At 67.6% G+C, this 15484-nt stretch carries 13 protein-coding genes; 2 read left to right on the top strand and 11 right to left on the bottom strand.

Annotation, left to right across the window (positions count from 1 at the left end):
* The first annotated feature begins 488 nt into the window (after positions 1-488).
* A complete protein-coding gene (locus tag FOZ70_RS36865) occupies positions 489-959 on the top strand; it encodes a hypothetical protein (protein WP_042976724.1) in 471 nt (156 codons plus the stop codon).
* A 172-nt stretch (positions 960-1131) separates the two neighbouring features.
* Here FOZ70_RS36865 and FOZ70_RS36860 read toward each other — a convergent pair whose 3' ends face one another.
* The 11 genes from FOZ70_RS36860 to FOZ70_RS36810 all read right to left on the bottom strand — a co-directional run bounded on the left by FOZ70_RS36860 (position 1132) and on the right by FOZ70_RS36810 (position 14250).
* Complete coding sequence (locus FOZ70_RS36860) at positions 1132-1815, bottom strand: DUF429 domain-containing protein (RefSeq protein ID WP_219707858.1); 684 nt, start codon at positions 1813-1815, stop codon at positions 1132-1134.
* 9 nt (positions 1816-1824) lie between these two features.
* Positions 1825-2349 carry an HD domain-containing protein gene (locus tag FOZ70_RS36855; RefSeq protein WP_043185438.1) on the bottom strand — a complete coding sequence of 175 codons (525 nt, stop codon included), beginning with the start codon at positions 2347-2349 and terminating at the stop codon, positions 1825-1827.
* Between the two features lie 121 nt (positions 2350-2470).
* Complete coding sequence (locus FOZ70_RS36850; RefSeq protein ID WP_219707857.1) at positions 2471-5941, bottom strand: YhaN family protein; 3471 nt, start codon at positions 5939-5941, stop codon at positions 2471-2473.
* Positions 5942-5944: 3 nt separating this feature from the next.
* Positions 5945-7195, bottom strand: coding sequence for a DNA repair exonuclease (locus FOZ70_RS36845; RefSeq protein ID WP_219707856.1), 1251 nt, complete (start codon positions 7193-7195; stop codon positions 5945-5947).
* Between the two features lie 64 nt (positions 7196-7259).
* Complete coding sequence (locus FOZ70_RS36840) at positions 7260-7802, bottom strand: CbrC family protein (protein ID WP_219707855.1); 543 nt, start codon at positions 7800-7802, stop codon at positions 7260-7262.
* A gap of 78 nt (positions 7803-7880) precedes the next feature.
* On the bottom strand, positions 7881-8471 hold the full coding sequence (locus FOZ70_RS36835; protein ID WP_060156999.1) for a hypothetical protein: 591 nt from the start codon (positions 8469-8471) through the stop codon (positions 7881-7883).
* A 145-nt stretch (positions 8472-8616) separates the two neighbouring features.
* Positions 8617-9387, bottom strand: a complete 771-nt coding sequence (locus FOZ70_RS36830; RefSeq protein ID WP_219707854.1) for a hypothetical protein — start codon at positions 9385-9387, stop codon at positions 8617-8619.
* 374 nt (positions 9388-9761) lie between these two features.
* Positions 9762-10304 (bottom strand): hypothetical protein, encoded by a 543-nt coding sequence (locus FOZ70_RS36825; RefSeq protein WP_219707853.1) that lies wholly within the window; start codon positions 10302-10304, stop codon positions 9762-9764.
* A gap of 328 nt (positions 10305-10632) precedes the next feature.
* A complete protein-coding gene (locus FOZ70_RS36820) occupies positions 10633-10977 on the bottom strand; it encodes a hypothetical protein (protein WP_240690391.1) in 345 nt (114 codons plus the stop codon).
* Positions 10978-11080: 103 nt separating this feature from the next.
* Positions 11081-13069 (bottom strand): gamma-glutamyltransferase family protein, encoded by a 1989-nt coding sequence (locus tag FOZ70_RS36815; protein WP_219707852.1) that lies wholly within the window; start codon positions 13067-13069, stop codon positions 11081-11083.
* Positions 13070-13293: 224 nt separating this feature from the next.
* Positions 13294-14250: a LysR family transcriptional regulator gene (locus FOZ70_RS36810; protein WP_059487792.1), complete on the bottom strand. Its 957-nt coding sequence runs from the start codon at positions 14248-14250 to the stop codon at positions 13294-13296.
* A gap of 102 nt (positions 14251-14352) precedes the next feature.
* On the opposite strand from FOZ70_RS36810, the gene FOZ70_RS36805 reads away from it, so the two are divergent.
* Positions 14353-15477, top strand: coding sequence for an aryl-sulfate sulfotransferase (locus FOZ70_RS36805; RefSeq protein WP_059816695.1), 1125 nt, complete (start codon positions 14353-14355; stop codon positions 15475-15477).
* The last annotated feature ends 7 nt before the right edge of the window (positions 15478-15484 follow it).

Here is a 15484-nt window from a genome sequence, read left to right as displayed (position 1 = left end):
ATCCGAGGATCAGCTCGCTTCCATCAAGCGCCCACACTTATCGGCTGTTAATTTTTAAAGAGCAATTTGCGAGGAACTTCGTGTTTCCCGGCAGCGCTGCGTTTTCAGCAGCAGAGAAGCGAGATTATGAACCGTGTTTCGCAGTTCGTCAACAACTTTTTACACTACATCGTTGCGACTGCGGGGTTCAACTTTCTTCGCCAGCCGCGCGCCCATCACTGCAGCACACCACCAGCTTCGCTTCCCTCTCCCGCGCCGCGTTTCCGTTAGCGCGAAAGAGGCGTGATTCTAAGCACCTGCCCTCATCCACGCAAGCCCTTTGTGAAAATATTTTGAAAAGTCCCCGTGCGCTGGCGCGCACGGGGACTGGCCTCACGACGAGCCGCGCGTTGCAACGCGATCAACCCTCTATTGGTGTGACGTATGCCTCACGTCCCTCTATATATACGGACGCGGAACGGGCAAGGAATCCGGTGCTGTCGAGTATCATGCCGCGACCGAACCACGCACTCATATCCACGATGGACAGCACGACTCAATCCGGCGACGCCGACCTTCGCGACGAATATGCAGCGCTCCGCGAGCGCGCCATCATCCTGGAAGAACAGGCTCCGCCGCTTCTGCAACGCATCTCGGATGTATTGCCGCGAATCAGTGGCGAATCCGAACTGGCAGACGAGCACCGCGAGCGGCTCGTCGGCGCGCGCAACGCGGCAATGGTCTCGATCGAAAATTATCAACAGGCGATTCCCTTCCTGCAGACCGCCGACTCGATCATCGAGCAGCTGGACAAGACGCCCGAGCGTGACGAAGACATCGAGTGGCGCGAATCGCTGCTGCAACGGCTCGACGAACTGATCGACGTCGCAGTCGTGATGATCGACGACGCCGAAGGCTACTTCGAACAGGCGCAAGCCTGTGACCTGTCCAGCGTGCCGAAAGCCATCCTCGAGGATTGAGTAACGCGGCCCGGGATCGCGCAGCGCACCGGCCTAACGCCGTGTGCGCCAACCATTCCGATGCTTGCCGGCCGGCAATCGCAGCCCGACACCTTCGCCGGCACACCGGCCGCGCCCCTCCCGAAAAAGCTCACCTTTTTGCTACGCGCCTCGCCCGGGCCGCGCGACACGACTACGGTGCGTCGAGAGCGATCGTCTCGTTCACGATCGGCACGCGGATATATCCGCCCTCCGTATCGCCATACGCGTGCGCACTCCCGTCGATGACGTATTGCGCGGTCAACGCGCACAGGGTCGCGTCTCGCGCATCGACGGACTTCAGCGTCGACACATCGATCCCCAGTCGCTCCAGCAACTGCCGGCGCTGGTTGCGTTTCTGCTTCGCCGACGCAACAGTCTTGCCCAGCATTGCGCAGGTGATCGCATAAGGATAGGTTTCGAAGCTCGCGCGCCCGCCCGCATAGCGCGCGCCGGTCAGCAGCGGATAGGCGTCCGCGAGTACGCGGTAGACACGCTCTCCCATGAACATCCAGTCGAAGAAGCCTGACGTGCTCGCAACTGCCTGCTCCCGTGACGGCGTCGGAAAGCATGAGATCCGTTCGCGCGCGAGCGCCTGTTCCGCCGCCCGGCGCCCGCTCCCCGTCCACCACACGCTCGGTGCGTCGACACCGACGGCCACGACGTCATGGGCGAGACACAGCGCAGGCACCGCCTCGGGCGCGATTCGTTCCTCGCGGCAAACGACCGTTGGTCCGCGCAGGATCACGAGATCGCATTGCTTCTTTTCGCCACCCACATCGACACCCGCCACGGCCAGCGGTTGCCGCGCGGATCCAGCGGATCGGGCCGATCGCATGCGGGCGCCTCAGTCCGCCGGCCGTGCGTCGTAGGCGGTGTCGAAGATCGCTTCGAGACCGGGATGCACGCCGCGCATCGGGTCGACGACCGACTTCGCCCAGTCGAAGTACGCCTGCTTGCGCTCGAGCGGCCAGTCCGCGGGCGGATGCCGCGCGATGTCGCGCAGGTTGCAGATCTTGTCGGCCAGCTTCACGAGCTTCGCGCGCCGGCTGATGGTCGCCGCATGCTCGACCTGCAGGCGTTTGCGCTCTTCCTTCGGCAACGACTTGTCGTCGGTGACTTCCATCACGATGTCCGCCACGTCCTTGCCGAACAGCCGCAGCAGCTCCTGCTCGGTCGTCTCCGTATCCTCGACCGTGTCGTGCAGCACGGCCGCGACGATCACCCGCTCGTCCTCGACGCCGGCCTCGTTGGCCAGCACGTCGGCGAGCGCGATCGGATGATTGATGTACGGCGACGCTTCTTCGTCCTTGCGCCGCTGATTGCGATGCTTGTCCGCCGCGAACGCGATGGCAGCTACCAGCTTTTTCATATTCCCCCCTCGTATGGCCAGACCCGCGACCGGCAGAACCGGCCGCGCGCATTTCGGAACCGCACATACTACCTGCACGCGATGACCGCGCCCGTGCGCCGGCATCCCGGCACACCCCGCATCACGCGCTCACCGGCGCGCGCTGCAGCTCGACCACGTTGACCTGCGCACCGAATACGTCCCGCACGAGCGGCAGCAGGTGGTCGTGGTGCGTCAGGAACAGCACCTGGGTTCGCGTCGACAGATCGCGCAGCGCGTCGAGGCCGGCCTTCGCGCGCGCGTCGTCGAAGTTGATGAACAGATCGTCGGCCACGAACGGCAGCGCGGTCCGGCTGCCGAGCTGCAGTTCCAGTGCCGCGATCCGCAGCGCGAGAAACAACTGGTCACGCGTGCCTTCGCTCAACCCGGCAACCTCGACCGATGCGCCCTTCGTCCGCCGTGCATACAGGGCGGGCGGCGTCCGTTCGGTATCGACGGTCAGCCGCGAGAATTCGCCGAGCGTGAGCCCGGCAAAGATTTCGCCCGCGCGCCTGAGCATCGGCCCCTGCTTCTGGTCGCGATAGCGATCCGTCGCCCACTTCAGCAACCGGCTTGCGGTGGCCGCTTCCAGGTACTGTTCGGCTGCATCGCCCATCGCCGCCAGCGCTTCCTGCCGTTTCGACTCGGCAACGGCCGCGCTCGCCTGGCCGTCGATCGCGCCGAACGCCTGATCGGCCACGACCTGCTGCTGTGAAAGCTCGTTGAGCCGCTTGCCGATATCGGCGAGCGATTGCTTCACCGCTTCGAGGTGCGCAGGTACGTCGGCGATGTCCTGCTCCGCGACCTCGGCTTCGACGGCGGAGCGGGACAGGCCGTCGCCGTCGCGCACCAGTGCCTCGTGCGCGGCATCGACCGCCTGCCGGAGCTGGCGCTGCCGGTCCGAGCGTTCGGCCAGCGGCAGCGCGGCATCGATCGACACGACACCGGCCAGTTGCAGCAGCGGCTGGACGCGTGCCTCGGCACCGGCCACCGCGGCGGCGGCATCCGCGACCTTGCCGTCGGCCTGCCGCACGGCCTCGTCGGCCCGATCGATCGCACGCGCAATTTCCCTGGCGGCGGCGAGGCGCATCGTCAGCCGGTGCGCGACGTCCGGCCAGTCGCCGCTCGTCAGCCATTCCGGCGCGAGCGCCGCGGCAAGCCGCCGTGCGCCCGCCTCGAGCGCGGCCAGTTCCGCACGGATCGCGACGATCCGGTTGCGCGGCGCGTCGGCATCGGCCAGTTCGGCCGTCACGGCGTTGGCAAGCGCGAGCGCACCTTCCGCCGCGGCCAGCGTCGCCGCGCTCGTGGAAAGCTTCGCGTCGGCCAGCGCGTCGCGCCATTGCGCGTGCCACGCGTCGTAGGCCGCCTGCGCGTGGCCGGCCCGCGATTGCGCCGTCGCGCATCCGCGTTCGGCTTCCCGCGCGCGCTCCTCGAGACTGTCCTGTTGCGCGAGCGCTTTCTCGGCCGACTGTACGAAAGCCTCGGCGGTCGCGACGAGTGCCGCCAGACCATCCGACTCGCCTCCTCGCGGCACGGTACGCAGCGCCGCGCGCAACGCGGCTTCGGCACCGGCCCGCGCAGCGCGAATCGTGTCGAATTCGCGACGCTGGCGATCGAGATCGGCCTGCGCGGCGAACACCGTGTCGCGCTTCGCCAGCCAGTCGCCCATCGCCGCCAGCGGCATCCCGGGCACCGCGGCCGTCGTCGCGAGCGCGGCCCATGCGTCGCGATGCGCGGCGAGCTCACGCTCGCGCTCGTCCAGTGCGGCCTGCCTGCGCGCCACGCCCGCACGCGCGGATTCGACCTGCTGACGCAGCGACTGCAACGTCGCCGCTGCCTGCGTCGCGCCCAACTGCGCGTCGACGAGTTCGTCCGCAAGGCGAATCGCATCGTCGAGCGCGGGCGCGCCCGTCGCGAGATCGGTCGCGCCGCTGCGGATATCGCCCCACGCGCCGTCGCGCCGCGCACGCGCTGCCAGCACGTCGGCGGTCGTGACGACCTTGTGGTTCTCCGCGAAGTGCTTCTCCTGCAGTTCGAGCCGCTCGAGCTCTTCGAGCGCGCCGTCCCGTGCGTCGCGTGCGGCAGCGGCCGCGCTCGCGCGTTCGCTGTCTTCCTTCAGCAGCGCACCGAGCTGTGCCACCGACGGGACGTCGAGCGCGCGCAGCGTGTCGACCGGCATGCGCCACCGGCCGAGCGCATCGAGTGCGCCGGACAGTGTGCGTTCGGCAGCAGCGATTTCCTGTTCGAGCGCCTGCTCGCGCTGGCCGCTGTTGCGAAAGCCCTGCGCATCGGCCAGCGCAGCGCGCAGCGTTTCCGGCACATCGACGGTCGACAGGCGCGCCTGTTGTTCCCGCACCTGTGCAAGGTCGCGCGTGCGTTCGTCGAGCGATTCGCGCGCGCCGGCCAGCGCCTGGTGCAGCGCGCCGTGTTCGCGCAACAGGTTGGCCACGGTCTTCAGCGACAGCGCCGTCGGCAGCGACGCACGCAGCGACGCTTCGTCCGTCGGCCAGTCGAGCTGGGCGGCTGCGGCGAACGCGGCGGACAGGTGCCGCTCGACGTCCGCACCCAGCAGCAGCAGATCCTGCGCGTGATTCATGCACGCGCCGCGCAGCCGATCGAGCGCCTCGATGTCGGCTTCGAGCGCCAGCGTGTCAGCGTCGGCCTCGATCGCATCGCGTGCCTGCCGTTTCGCGAGCAGGTCGGCACGCCGTTCCTCGAGCACCTTCTGTTCGGCCGCGAGATCGCCCTGCGCCTTCAACAGATCCGCATACGCGGTGGGCGGCAACTCGACGACCGCGCCCAGTTCCGCGAGCGCCGCGTCCTTGACCGTCAGCTCCTTGAGGTACGGCGCCAGCCGTCGCACGCGCTCGAGCTTCGAGCGCAACGCTTCGAGCCGGCGCTGTTCCGCGCGCGCCTGCTCGATCTGTTGTTCGACCGCTTCGCGCGCGTCCTTGCGTTCGACCCAGTCGCGCGTGCGCACCTGAACCGTCTTCAGTTCGGTCACGGCTTCGTTGAACGACGTTTCGGCGAGCGCAAACGCGCTGCCGCTGCGACGCGGCGCCCACAGCTCGACCGCACGCGCATCGAGCTCCTCGCGCACCGGCCCGAGACTGCCGACTCCGGCGGCCGATTCGAACAGCACCTGGCCGAGCTTGTCGGATGCGTCGAGAATGCTCCGGCCGCCGGCGACCAGACGCCCGTGATCGAGCCCGAACATCTGCTCGAAGAACTCGCGCGTGGCGCCGTCGAGAACGGCGGCCAGGTAATCGTCGGGCAACCTGTCGTCGGCGGGCGTGCGCAGCGGACTGCGCCCACGGGCGCGGTGGAACGCGAGTTCGCCCGTGCCGCTCTCCAGCACGCCGCCGATCCGCAGTTCCGGTGTGCTGTGCAGGAAATCGAGGGGCGTCTGCAGCTTCATCCCGAACAGCAGTTCCGACACGGCCGTGCGGATCGTCGACTTGCCGGCCTCGTTCGGCCCCACGATCACATGGAAATCCTCGCCGGCCGACGGAAAACGCAGCGTCTCGTCGGTGAACTTGCCGTACTTGATCAGATCGAGCTGGTTGATCCGCATCGCTTACTCCCCCCTCGCCAGCCGCGCAAGCAACGCGGGCCAGACCTGCTCGACGAGTGCCGTGAACTCGCCCGCGCGTGCCATCGCCAACAACGGCACCTCTTCCTTCACGTCGCTGCGCACCTTGCCGACGAACGGCTTCAGGTCGCGTTCGAGCAACTCGAGGAAATCCGGATCGCGCGCGGCGTCGGCCAGGATCTGCTTCAGGTCCTCGAGCGCTTCGAGCTGCTCGCTTTCGCCCGGCTGATGATCGGCCGCGGACGTCGCGAGCCGGACCTTCTCGAGCCACAGCCGCTCGTTGCCGATGATGCCGATCTGGTTCAGCACCTCCGCGCGCAACTGCGGCGCGCGGCCGAAAAAGAGGCCGTGGGCGGGCGTACGCCCCGCAACCGTCACGCGCACCGCGCGCGGCACATGGCCGTCGACGGTCAGCAGCGCTTCCAGCGACTGGCCGATCTTTCTCGACAGGTCGGCGACGGTAAGGCAATCGGACGCGTCGACCGACACGGCTTCCCAGCGCAGCACGTCGAGATACAGACGCTCGACCTGCGTGCGGCCTTGCTCGACCGTCACGAGCACCGCGCCGCGGCGGCCCGTCTCGCGGATGTGGCGCCCCTGCAGGTTGCCGGGAAACACCACGGTGGACGGCCCCGACCATTGCTGGAATTCGTGCACGTGGCCGAGCGCCCAGTAGTCGTAGCCTTTCGCGTGGAGTTCGGCCAGCGTGCACGGCGCATAGTTCGCGTGCGCCGCATAGCCTTCGAGCGCCGTATGCAGCACGCCGATGTTGTAGTAACCGGGGACCGGGTCCGGATAGCCGATCGCGAGATTGTCGACGACGGCCTTGTCCTTGAAGCTCTGCCCGTGCAGCGCGACTTCGAATTCAGGCAGCTTGTGGGTTTCCGCCTTGCGGTGGCCGAACACCGTGACGTTGTCGGGCAGCGTCAGCTTCTTCGTCATCTCGCTTTCGGCATCGTGGTTGCCGCCGAGGACAAACGCACGGATGCCGGCCTTGCGCAGGCGCCCCATCTGCTGGCCGAAGAAGATGCCCGTGTTGTGATCCTTCCAGTCGCCGTCGTACAGGTCGCCGGCAATCACGAGGAACGCGACTTCCTCTTCGATCGCACGATCCACGAGTTGCCGCAGCGCCTCGCGCGACGCGTTGCGCAACTGCGCGGCCGGCGCGTCGGGATACGCGCTCAGGCCGTGCAACGGGCTGTCAAGGTGTATGTCTGCCGCGTGGATGAACTTCACGAAGATTCCTCTGTTTCATGACGATAAAGCCGGCGATCGCCGCGCGATGCCGTGAGCCAGGCCATCAGTCGCAATCCTGATAGCCGCCGGGTTCGCCGCAACGGATACAGCGGAACATATATGCGGTCGGTGAACCGTCCTTGTCGAGTGCGGCAAGGAAATGCTCCCACTCCGCGCCCTCGTCGAGTCCGGTCGATTCCCGAATCGACGCGACTGCCTGCGGGCCGAGCGCACGCAGTTCTCCGGCACCCGCACGGCCGATGAACTGCGCGGCATCGCCGCAATGCGTCCACCACCGCTCCCGCTGCCAACCCTGAAAGCCCGGCGTGCGACAAGCGATTTCGCTGACGACCGCGTCGGGCACTTCGTCCCATTCGCCACCGCCGATGCCGTCCGTGTCGGTGAAGGTTGCGCCGAGCCGCGCGTGCGCCGAACCGTCGGCGATGCACCATGGGCAGATGCAATTCTCATACTCGTCGACCGCATACACGGGGCCGGCGTAGACGTAACCACGTGCATCGCCGCAACACACGCAGCGCACGTCCGAGCGGATCACGCTGCCCGTTGCCAGCGGGTCGGGATGGTACCTGAAAGCGGGTAACGACATGACGCTCTCCGTGGAGCCGGAAGGGAGGAAAGCACGCGATGCGAATTCGAATCGCCATCGTGCCACGGGATGACCGTGTTACTGCGGTACCTCGGTCTCGACAAATGTGCCGTTCACGAAACGATAAACGCGATGCAGCGCGCCGCCATGCGCGACATATTCCCACCGGATGTCGATGGCGGCCGGATCGTCGCGCCACGCGATCGCCAGGTAAGGCGACTGAGTTCCACCGTCGGTTTCGAGAGAAACGGAATCGAGACAGCTTTGGACCGGCAGCGAGAAACGTGGCACCGCACGGGTGCCGCGCAGTTCCAGCACGTATAGCGACCCTTCTTCGCCCGCGCCGCAATATCCGGTCGGACGGCTGCTCGACGAGCGATTGACGACGACCAGCAGATAGTCGTTGCCGTCGATCCGCTTCGAACGGCCCGACGGGAACGCAACGCTCGATGCGTCGGCCAATGCACGGCGCAGCGCAGCCGGCACGATCAGTGCCGATTTCGTGTGACGGGCCGCATCGACCTCGAACAGCCTCGGGCTCGCCCATTCGATCTCGTGACCGTTGGCGAGCCGCACCGATTCCGGCGCCGGCGTTTCGGCGAATGCGACGGCGGCATTCGAGGCCAGCAGCGCCAGCGCCGCGAGCCTCAATGCAATCGACGATCTCATCGGGCCGATCCGCGGCCGCAAGAATCGCGCAGGATCGTCGTGAAGTCCGTCGCATGCGCCGGCATGCCGCTCGGGCCGCGGCGACCCAGGATCGCTGCGCGCGCATCGTTCGCCGCGACGCGCGCGGCCGATCCACGACGCAACGTCACTCGCCGCGCGGCACCGGCGGCGGAGCATAGCCGTTGTCATTGCCGGGGAACGGATTCGCGTTGCGGCGCAGCGCTTCCTCTTCATTCTCCTTCTGCGCGAACAGCGCGACGCCGATCACGCCGACGTTCGCCGAATCGCCGTACTTCGAGTTCGCGACGTAGCTGTCGGGCACCGCCGCGAAGCGGAACGCGGCGACTTCGTCGCGGCTCTTGCGGAAGCCCTCGATCGTCAGCGTGCGGCCCGGATACAGCACGTAACCGCCATTCGTGTAGCTGCCCGGCCGCCCCGACAGCACGTCGAGCCCGTCGACGGTCGACACGACTTCGAACGTACGGCGCCCCTGGTTGCGCAGCACGATCATGTAGCGCGAACCTTCGACGCCCGCCATGTGCCAGCGGCCGTTGCTGCGCGCAAGACGCAGCGGCGCCCCATTTTCGTCCGTAAACGACAGCGCGATGTCGCCGTTGGCGAGCGCGACGCGGGTCGGCAACCGGCGAACCTGGGACGCGGGCGGATGTCCGGGCAACGCATCGTTGTAATAGACCGACGCGAGATCCGTCGGCTTCGCCGGATCCGCGCGTTCGAAATCGACCTGGCGGGTTTCGGATCGCACCGACTCGCCCCACGCGGTGCCAAGCCCGCGGCGTTCGCTGGCATTCGGCGCGGCGGCGGACGCGCCGCTGCTGGCGGACGGCGGGGGCGGCGCTGCGCAGGCGGCCAGCCAGAGCGCGCAGGCGAGCGCGAGAAGACGGAACAGGATGGTCATGACGTGAGGCCTCGGAATGTTATCGGGCCGCGCCGGACTGGCCGGAACGGCGTTTTGGTGTCGTCTGTCGTCACGATGTCGATCGGACATGCTGGCCCGTGTCGGCCGGCACCGCGATCCCGGCGGCCCGGCGATCGGGAGCCCCGCTATTTAAGCATGGCGGGCGGGCAATGGGCAGGGGGCGCGCACACCGCCCGTTGCGGGCACGTGCCGGCGGCCCCAGGCAAAGGCGTGCATACGGGTCGCGCGCCGGATCGGTGGCGAACGTCGACGCATCCCCGTATCGAGGATGCGTTGAACGGCGCGCCGCGCGCGCCAATAGAAAAGCCCGGCCCGCATCGAAGCGGGCCGGGCCTTGACGGGAAGCGTGACGCTTACAGCGCGCCGCCTTGCGCGGACGCCGAACCCTTCACACCGACCGATGCGCCGCCCTGCACCGCGTTCGTCGCACCTTCGAGCGCCTCACCGGCCTTCGCCTTCGCGCCGCCGGCGACATCGCCTGCCGTCGACACCGCGCCTTGCGCGTGGTTCTTCGCCGTGCCCGCGACATGCTTCACATGCGATTTCGTCGAGTGGACGGCCGATGCGGCGGCATCCTTCGCCGTGCCCGCTGCCGAACCGACCGCATGCGTCGCACCGCCCGCCGCGTTGCCGGCCGCCGAGCCCACGTCGCCGACCGTCTTGCCGACGCCGCTCAGCGCACCGCCGACGACGTTGCCCGCGCCCGAACCCGAGCCTGCCGCGTTCGCGCCGGCGCCGGCCTGCACACCCACGCCACCGCCGAGCAGCGGCGTCTGAACCTGCGCGCCGACACCCGCGGAACCCTGGGCGCCGGTTTGCGCCGTCTGTGCGAACGCAGCCGAAGTCGCCACTGCCGTCAGTGCAGCACCCACCAGAATCGTACGGATCTTGTTCATGGTCATTCTCCCCAAAGACGTTGTTGCTGCGGGCCGCCTTCGTGCGGCTTGTCGCATGCCTCGCCGCGACGTGCGGCAGGTGGAGCTAATGTAGCGGCGCGATCGTGCAAAACGATTGATTTGCGGGGACTGTTACTTCGGTTGCAAATGCTGACGATTGATTCACACAGTTTGACAATCGGGCGATTGCAACGGGATCGGGACGGTATAGTCCGGCGGACGGGGAAACGCTGGACGCGTGTCGCGCGGCGCATTCCGCGACGGAGACAAGGCCGATCGCACGGATCGGAACCAGACAGGCAAAACGGCCGGAAGCGACCGGAAACGGCTAGCAGGGAAACCGGCCGCTTCTATAAGCATTCCAAAGGACGCTCGTCGGCCAGCCGTCGGTGCGGCCTGACAACCGGCTCCTCGCGATCAGCTCGATGTCGTCGGACACGCACGCCGCCACGCCGGCATGCCCCGACGCGCCGAACGCGAGCTTGAACGCCTTTTCCCTCAGCGCATCCACGGCCGGCCGGTCGAGCGCTGCGCCCGGATCACCGTCGATTTCGTCGAACGACGCCATCCACTGCGCGTCGAACGGCTCGGCGTCGCGACTGTCCAGCGCGCGGTCGCAATCCAGGTCGGCGAGGAAATCGAAAAAGCCCGGCGCCGACAGGATGGCGTCCATTTCAAGCAGATGCGCATGCATCATTGCGGCTCCTTCACGATGCACGGCCCCGATCGCCCGTCGGCCAATACGGGCAGATCGGGGCCGCGCGCGTACCGCCCGATTATGGCCGGAACGTATCGCCAAGCACGACGCCTTCACGCCGCGGATCGGTGCCGCCCTGCAACGCGGGCGACTGGCCGACCGTCACGCGCATCACCGTGTTGATGCCGCTCGCCTGCGCGGAGGTCGACACCTTGTGCCCGAGCGCGAGCAGCCCCGAGATCAGCGGATCGTTCGCCCCGTTGTTCGCCGTGTTGACGTTCGGATGCTCGCCGCCGATCGTGGTCGTCGGGCTGTTGCTCGCGCCGAAGTCGGCGAGCCCCGCGGACTGCTGCGCGTCGAGCCCCCAGTCGAGCGCGCCGACGAGCGTCTTGACCACGTATTGCGGAATCGTGCCGCCGCCCGGCGAACCGGTCGCCATCACGAAGTCCCCGCGCGAGCCGTCCGCGGCCTGACCGAACACGATCGTCGGCGCCATCGAGCTGCGCGGCCGCTTGCCCGGCTGCAGGCGGTTGGCCACCGGATTGCCCGAACTGTCGACCGGGTTCGCGGAAAAATCGGTCAACTGGTTGTTCAGCAGGAAGCCGTTGGTCATGTGGAACGAACCCATGCTCGACTCGACCGTGGTCGTCGCGCTCAGCACGTTGCCGTCGCCGTCGACGATCGTGAACTGGTTCGTGCCGTGCTCGATCAACGTCGTGTCGACCCCGAGCGGCACCGCACCGAGATTGCCCGGCTGCGCGGTACCCATGCTCTTGGCCGGGTCGATCAGCGCCGCGCGCGATTTCAGGTACGGCTTGTTCAGCAGCGTATTCCACGTGCCGCCCGGCAACGGCACGAAATCCGTGTCGGCCACGTACTTGTCGCGGTCGGCATACGCGAGCCGCTCGGCCTCGGTGATCAGGTGCACGCCCGCGACGGTCGGCTTGCCGCCTTCGAGATCGATCGCCGTCGGCTTCAGCGACTTCAGGTCGTAGTTCTCGAGAATGCCGAGTGCCGACGCGACCGCGATGCCGCCCGACGACGGCGGCGGCATCCCGCACACCCAATAGCTGCGATAGGTCGTGCACACCGGGTCGCGGCGCTTCGCCTGGTAGGCGGCCAGATCCGCGACGGTCGTCTTGCCCGGCGTGAGCGTCGAGCCATCGGCGCCCTTCGTCGTGGCGATCTTCGCGACGATGTCCTGCGCGATCTGCCCCGTGTACAGCGCGTTCGCACCCGACTGCGCCATCAGCGTCAGCGTGCGCGCATACGCCGGATTCTTCAGCACGGTGCCGAGCGTCTTCGGCGAACCGTCGGCATTCAGGAAATACGCAGCGGCCTCGGGGTCGCGCTTCAGGTTCGCGGCGTTCGCCGCGATCGCGTCGGCGAGCCGGCCACCGATCGGGAAGCCGTTGGCCGCGAGCGTGATCGCATCGCCGAACAGGTTCTGCCACGGCAGCCGGCCGTGATCCTGCTGCAGCGCCTCGATGAGCCTCGGCACACCGATCGTGCCGATCGAGCGGCCGCTCGCACGCGCATTCGGCAGCGGCGCGGAGTGGTCGGTCGCATCGTCGACATAGCGCAGGTAGTTCTCCGTCGCGGCGGCCGGCGCGGTTTCTCGGCCGTCATACGCCTGCAGCGTCTTGCCCCGCGCATCGTAGTAGAGCAGCACACCGCCCGAGCCGAGGCCCGTCGCTTCGGGCACGGTCAGCCCGAGCACGGCCTGCACGGCGACCGCCGCGTCGGCGGCCGTGCCGCCCTTCTTCAGCACCGCGCAACCGGCCGCGCTCGCGTAGGCGTTCGACGTGGCGACCAGATACGTTTTCGCATGGACGGGCTTCATCCCGGTGCGATAACCGGACGACGCTTCCGGCAGTGACGGGTCGCCCGGCTGGTTCGACCCGACCACGACAGTCGAGCCGCTGTTGTCGATTGCGAGACAACTCGTGTCGGCCGTGGGTGTCGTCGTGGCGCCCGCGTCGGTTTCGATGTCGTTGCCGCCGCAGGCCGACATCATGGCGGCCGCGAGCAACGCGGACGCATACGGAAAGATCGCTGTTCTGTTCATTGTCTGCCGATGTTCTTGTCAGTCGTTGCGAGGGACATCACGCTGCCTGCGACCCCCTCGGTGCGCCGACAACGCGTTCGATAGTCCCATGAACAATTTTTTTTCCGCAATAAGGGAATGAAGTAATGCAGCCGGACGTTGCACGCACAACGTCACGACCGCACGCGCGCGGGTACGCGTGTTGCACTGCATCGCAGTGCGATGCGCTCGCGTGGCCGCTGTCGTTATCGCGCTGCCCGGCGGCGCTTGCCGGCCGTCCGGCCGTCCCGCGCGAAACCGTGTTCCATCGCTTCGATCGCATCGGAGAAGAACTCGAGGAACATCGTCATGGCGACAGTCGCGCTCATGTCTGCCCGTTGGTAGATGCAGCTGAACGAGCGCGCGCCCGCATCGGCAAGCGGCGTCCACGCGAGCCGGCCGGCAGCCACATCGTCCGCGACGTTCTCGGCGATCAGGAAGCCGACGCCCGCGCCTTCGGCCGCGAGGCGCCGCACCATCGGCACCGAACCCGTCTCGACCAGCGGTCGCACACTGCGCGGCTGCCGTGCATCGATTTGGTCGAACATCGCACGCAGTTCCGTGTCGGGTGTCATCAGGATCAGCGGATACGCGAAGCAGTCGCGCATCCGCACCTTGCCGCCTGACGCCGCGAGCGGATGGCCGGGCGCCGTGACGACACCCAGCGGCTGGGCAAACGCCCGCACCTCGACGACGCCCGCCGACGTGCGCCGGCGCAACGCATAGCCGATGTCGGCCTCGCCCGTCTCGACCCAGCGCACGATGCTTTCGCCGTTTCCCGAGCGCACGCTGTACGTGACGCCCGGATAGCGCTGCATCGCGGCGAGGATCGCGTCGGGCACGAGCTTTTCCGCGGTCGATGCGGGCACCGCCAGGTTCACGTGGCCACGCCGCAGCGCGCGCAGGTCCTCGACCTGCGTGAGCGCGTTGTCGAAGTCGCGCTGACCGCGCCGCACGGCCGCGATCACGATCTCGCCGGCAAGCGTCAGCTGCATGCCGCGCGGCAGCCGGTCGAACAGCGGCACGCCGACCTGCTCCTCGAGATTGCGGATCTGCTGGTGCACCGCCGCGGCAGTCAGGTGCAGCGCGTCGGCCGCCTTGCGAATCGAGCCGCGCCGCGCGACTTCGTCGAAACAGCGGAATGCCTGCGATATCGAACGCATGAGTGATCCGTTAGTTTTTTCCGAACAGGCCGTCAAGAATAATCCGATTTTACCGATCGCCCGGATCGTCTAGATTGCGCTGCATCCCCGTGTCCGATTCGAATGGAGCGTGCAGTGACAACCGTCGACCAGATTACCCAGCGCCGCCGTGGCGTCGGCCTCATCGCCCACGATCCCGCGCTGTCCGCGGGCGGTTATACGCTCATCGCGCCGCAGACGGCCGACGGCAACGTCTATCTCGTCGGCATCGACGGTGAAGTCGCGCATCAGTGGAAGATGCCCGTGCGCCCCGGCCGCCATGCGGTCATCCTCGCGAACGGCAACCTCGGCTACAACGGCAATCATCCGCACTCCGAATCGCGCTACGCACCGTGGTCGATGTGGCATGGCGGCGACTTCTACGAAGTCACGCCGCAAGGCGAAACGGTGTGGCGCTACGAGGACCCCTCGCATCATCACGACGCGCAGTGGCTGCCGAACGGCAACCTGCTGTACGCCGCGTGCGAACCGGTCGACGCCGCGTTCGCGCGGCGCGTGCCGGGCGGCACGCCGCACGGCGACGACGAAGTGATGTATGCGGACGTGATCCGCGAAGTGAACCGGGCCGGGCAGATCGTGTGGGAATGGCGTGCGCGCGAACACCTGCGACCCGAGGATTTCCCGATCGCGGCGGGCTTCGGGCGCTATCACTGGCCGCTCGTCAACGGCCTCGCTGTCGACGCGAACGGCCGCGTGCTGATGAGCCTGCGCACGACGTCGGGCATCATCGGCGTGAACCGCGAAACCGGCCGCGTCGACCTGCGGATCGGGCCCGACGTCGTGTCGCACCAGCACGCGCCGGTGCCGCTCGCGAACGGCAACATCCTCGCGTTCGACAACGGCAATTTCCGCCACGGCGCGCACGTCGTGTTCTCGCGCGTCGTCGAGATCGATCCGGCGACGCAGCGCGTCGTGTGGTCGTATGCGGACGACGTCGTGAACCTGTTCTACACGCCGTTCATGGGCAACGCGCAGCGCTTGCCGAACGGCAACACGCACGTCACCGAATCGTCGACAGGCCGCCTGTTCGAAGTGACGCCCGCCGGCGAGGTCGTCTGGGAATACGTGATTCCGTGGTTCGCCGAATACCCGGACGAAGCCGCGCGCAAGACCGGGCCCGGCCAGCTCAACAGCGTGTTCCAGACGTTCCGCTACAGCGCCGCGCAACTGCCCTGGCTGCGGGCCTGACCTTGCC

It is taken from the genome of Burkholderia sp. COPS, assembly GCF_019425585.1.
GTDB lineage: Bacteria > Pseudomonadota > Gammaproteobacteria > Burkholderiales > Burkholderiaceae > Burkholderia > Burkholderia cepacia.
The sequence above is the reverse complement of the archived record's forward strand: the minus strand, read 5'-3'. Positions and strand labels throughout refer to the sequence as shown.

Excerpts from the sequence above, each read along its gene's own strand:
- FOZ70_RS36865 (WP_042976724.1), top strand. The coding sequence starts at position 489 with ATGCCGCGACCGAACCACGCACTCATATCCACGATGGACAGCACGACT.
- FOZ70_RS36860 (WP_219707858.1), bottom strand. The coding sequence starts at position 1,815 with ATGCGATCGGCCCGATCCGCTGGATCCGCGCGGCAACCGCTGGCCGTG.
- FOZ70_RS36855 (WP_043185438.1), bottom strand. The coding sequence starts at position 2,349 with ATGAAAAAGCTGGTAGCTGCCATCGCGTTCGCGGCGGACAAGCATCGC.
- FOZ70_RS36850 (WP_219707857.1), bottom strand. The coding sequence starts at position 5,941 with ATGCGGATCAACCAGCTCGATCTGATCAAGTACGGCAAGTTCACCGAC.
- FOZ70_RS36840 (WP_219707855.1), bottom strand. The coding sequence starts at position 7,802 with ATGTCGTTACCCGCTTTCAGGTACCATCCCGACCCGCTGGCAACGGGC.
- FOZ70_RS36835 (WP_060156999.1), bottom strand. The coding sequence starts at position 8,471 with ATGAGATCGTCGATTGCATTGAGGCTCGCGGCGCTGGCGCTGCTGGCC.
- FOZ70_RS36830 (WP_219707854.1), bottom strand. The coding sequence starts at position 9,387 with ATGACCATCCTGTTCCGTCTTCTCGCGCTCGCCTGCGCGCTCTGGCTG.
- FOZ70_RS36825 (WP_219707853.1), bottom strand. The coding sequence starts at position 10,304 with ATGAACAAGATCCGTACGATTCTGGTGGGTGCTGCACTGACGGCAGTG.
- FOZ70_RS36820 (WP_240690391.1), bottom strand. The coding sequence starts at position 10,977 with ATGGACGCCATCCTGTCGGCGCCGGGCTTTTTCGATTTCCTCGCCGAC.
- FOZ70_RS36815 (WP_219707852.1), bottom strand. The coding sequence starts at position 13,069 with ATGAACAGAACAGCGATCTTTCCGTATGCGTCCGCGTTGCTCGCGGCC.
- FOZ70_RS36810 (WP_059487792.1), bottom strand. The coding sequence starts at position 14,250 with ATGCGTTCGATATCGCAGGCATTCCGCTGTTTCGACGAAGTCGCGCGG.
- FOZ70_RS36805 (WP_059816695.1), top strand. The coding sequence starts at position 14,353 with ATGGAGCGTGCAGTGACAACCGTCGACCAGATTACCCAGCGCCGCCGT.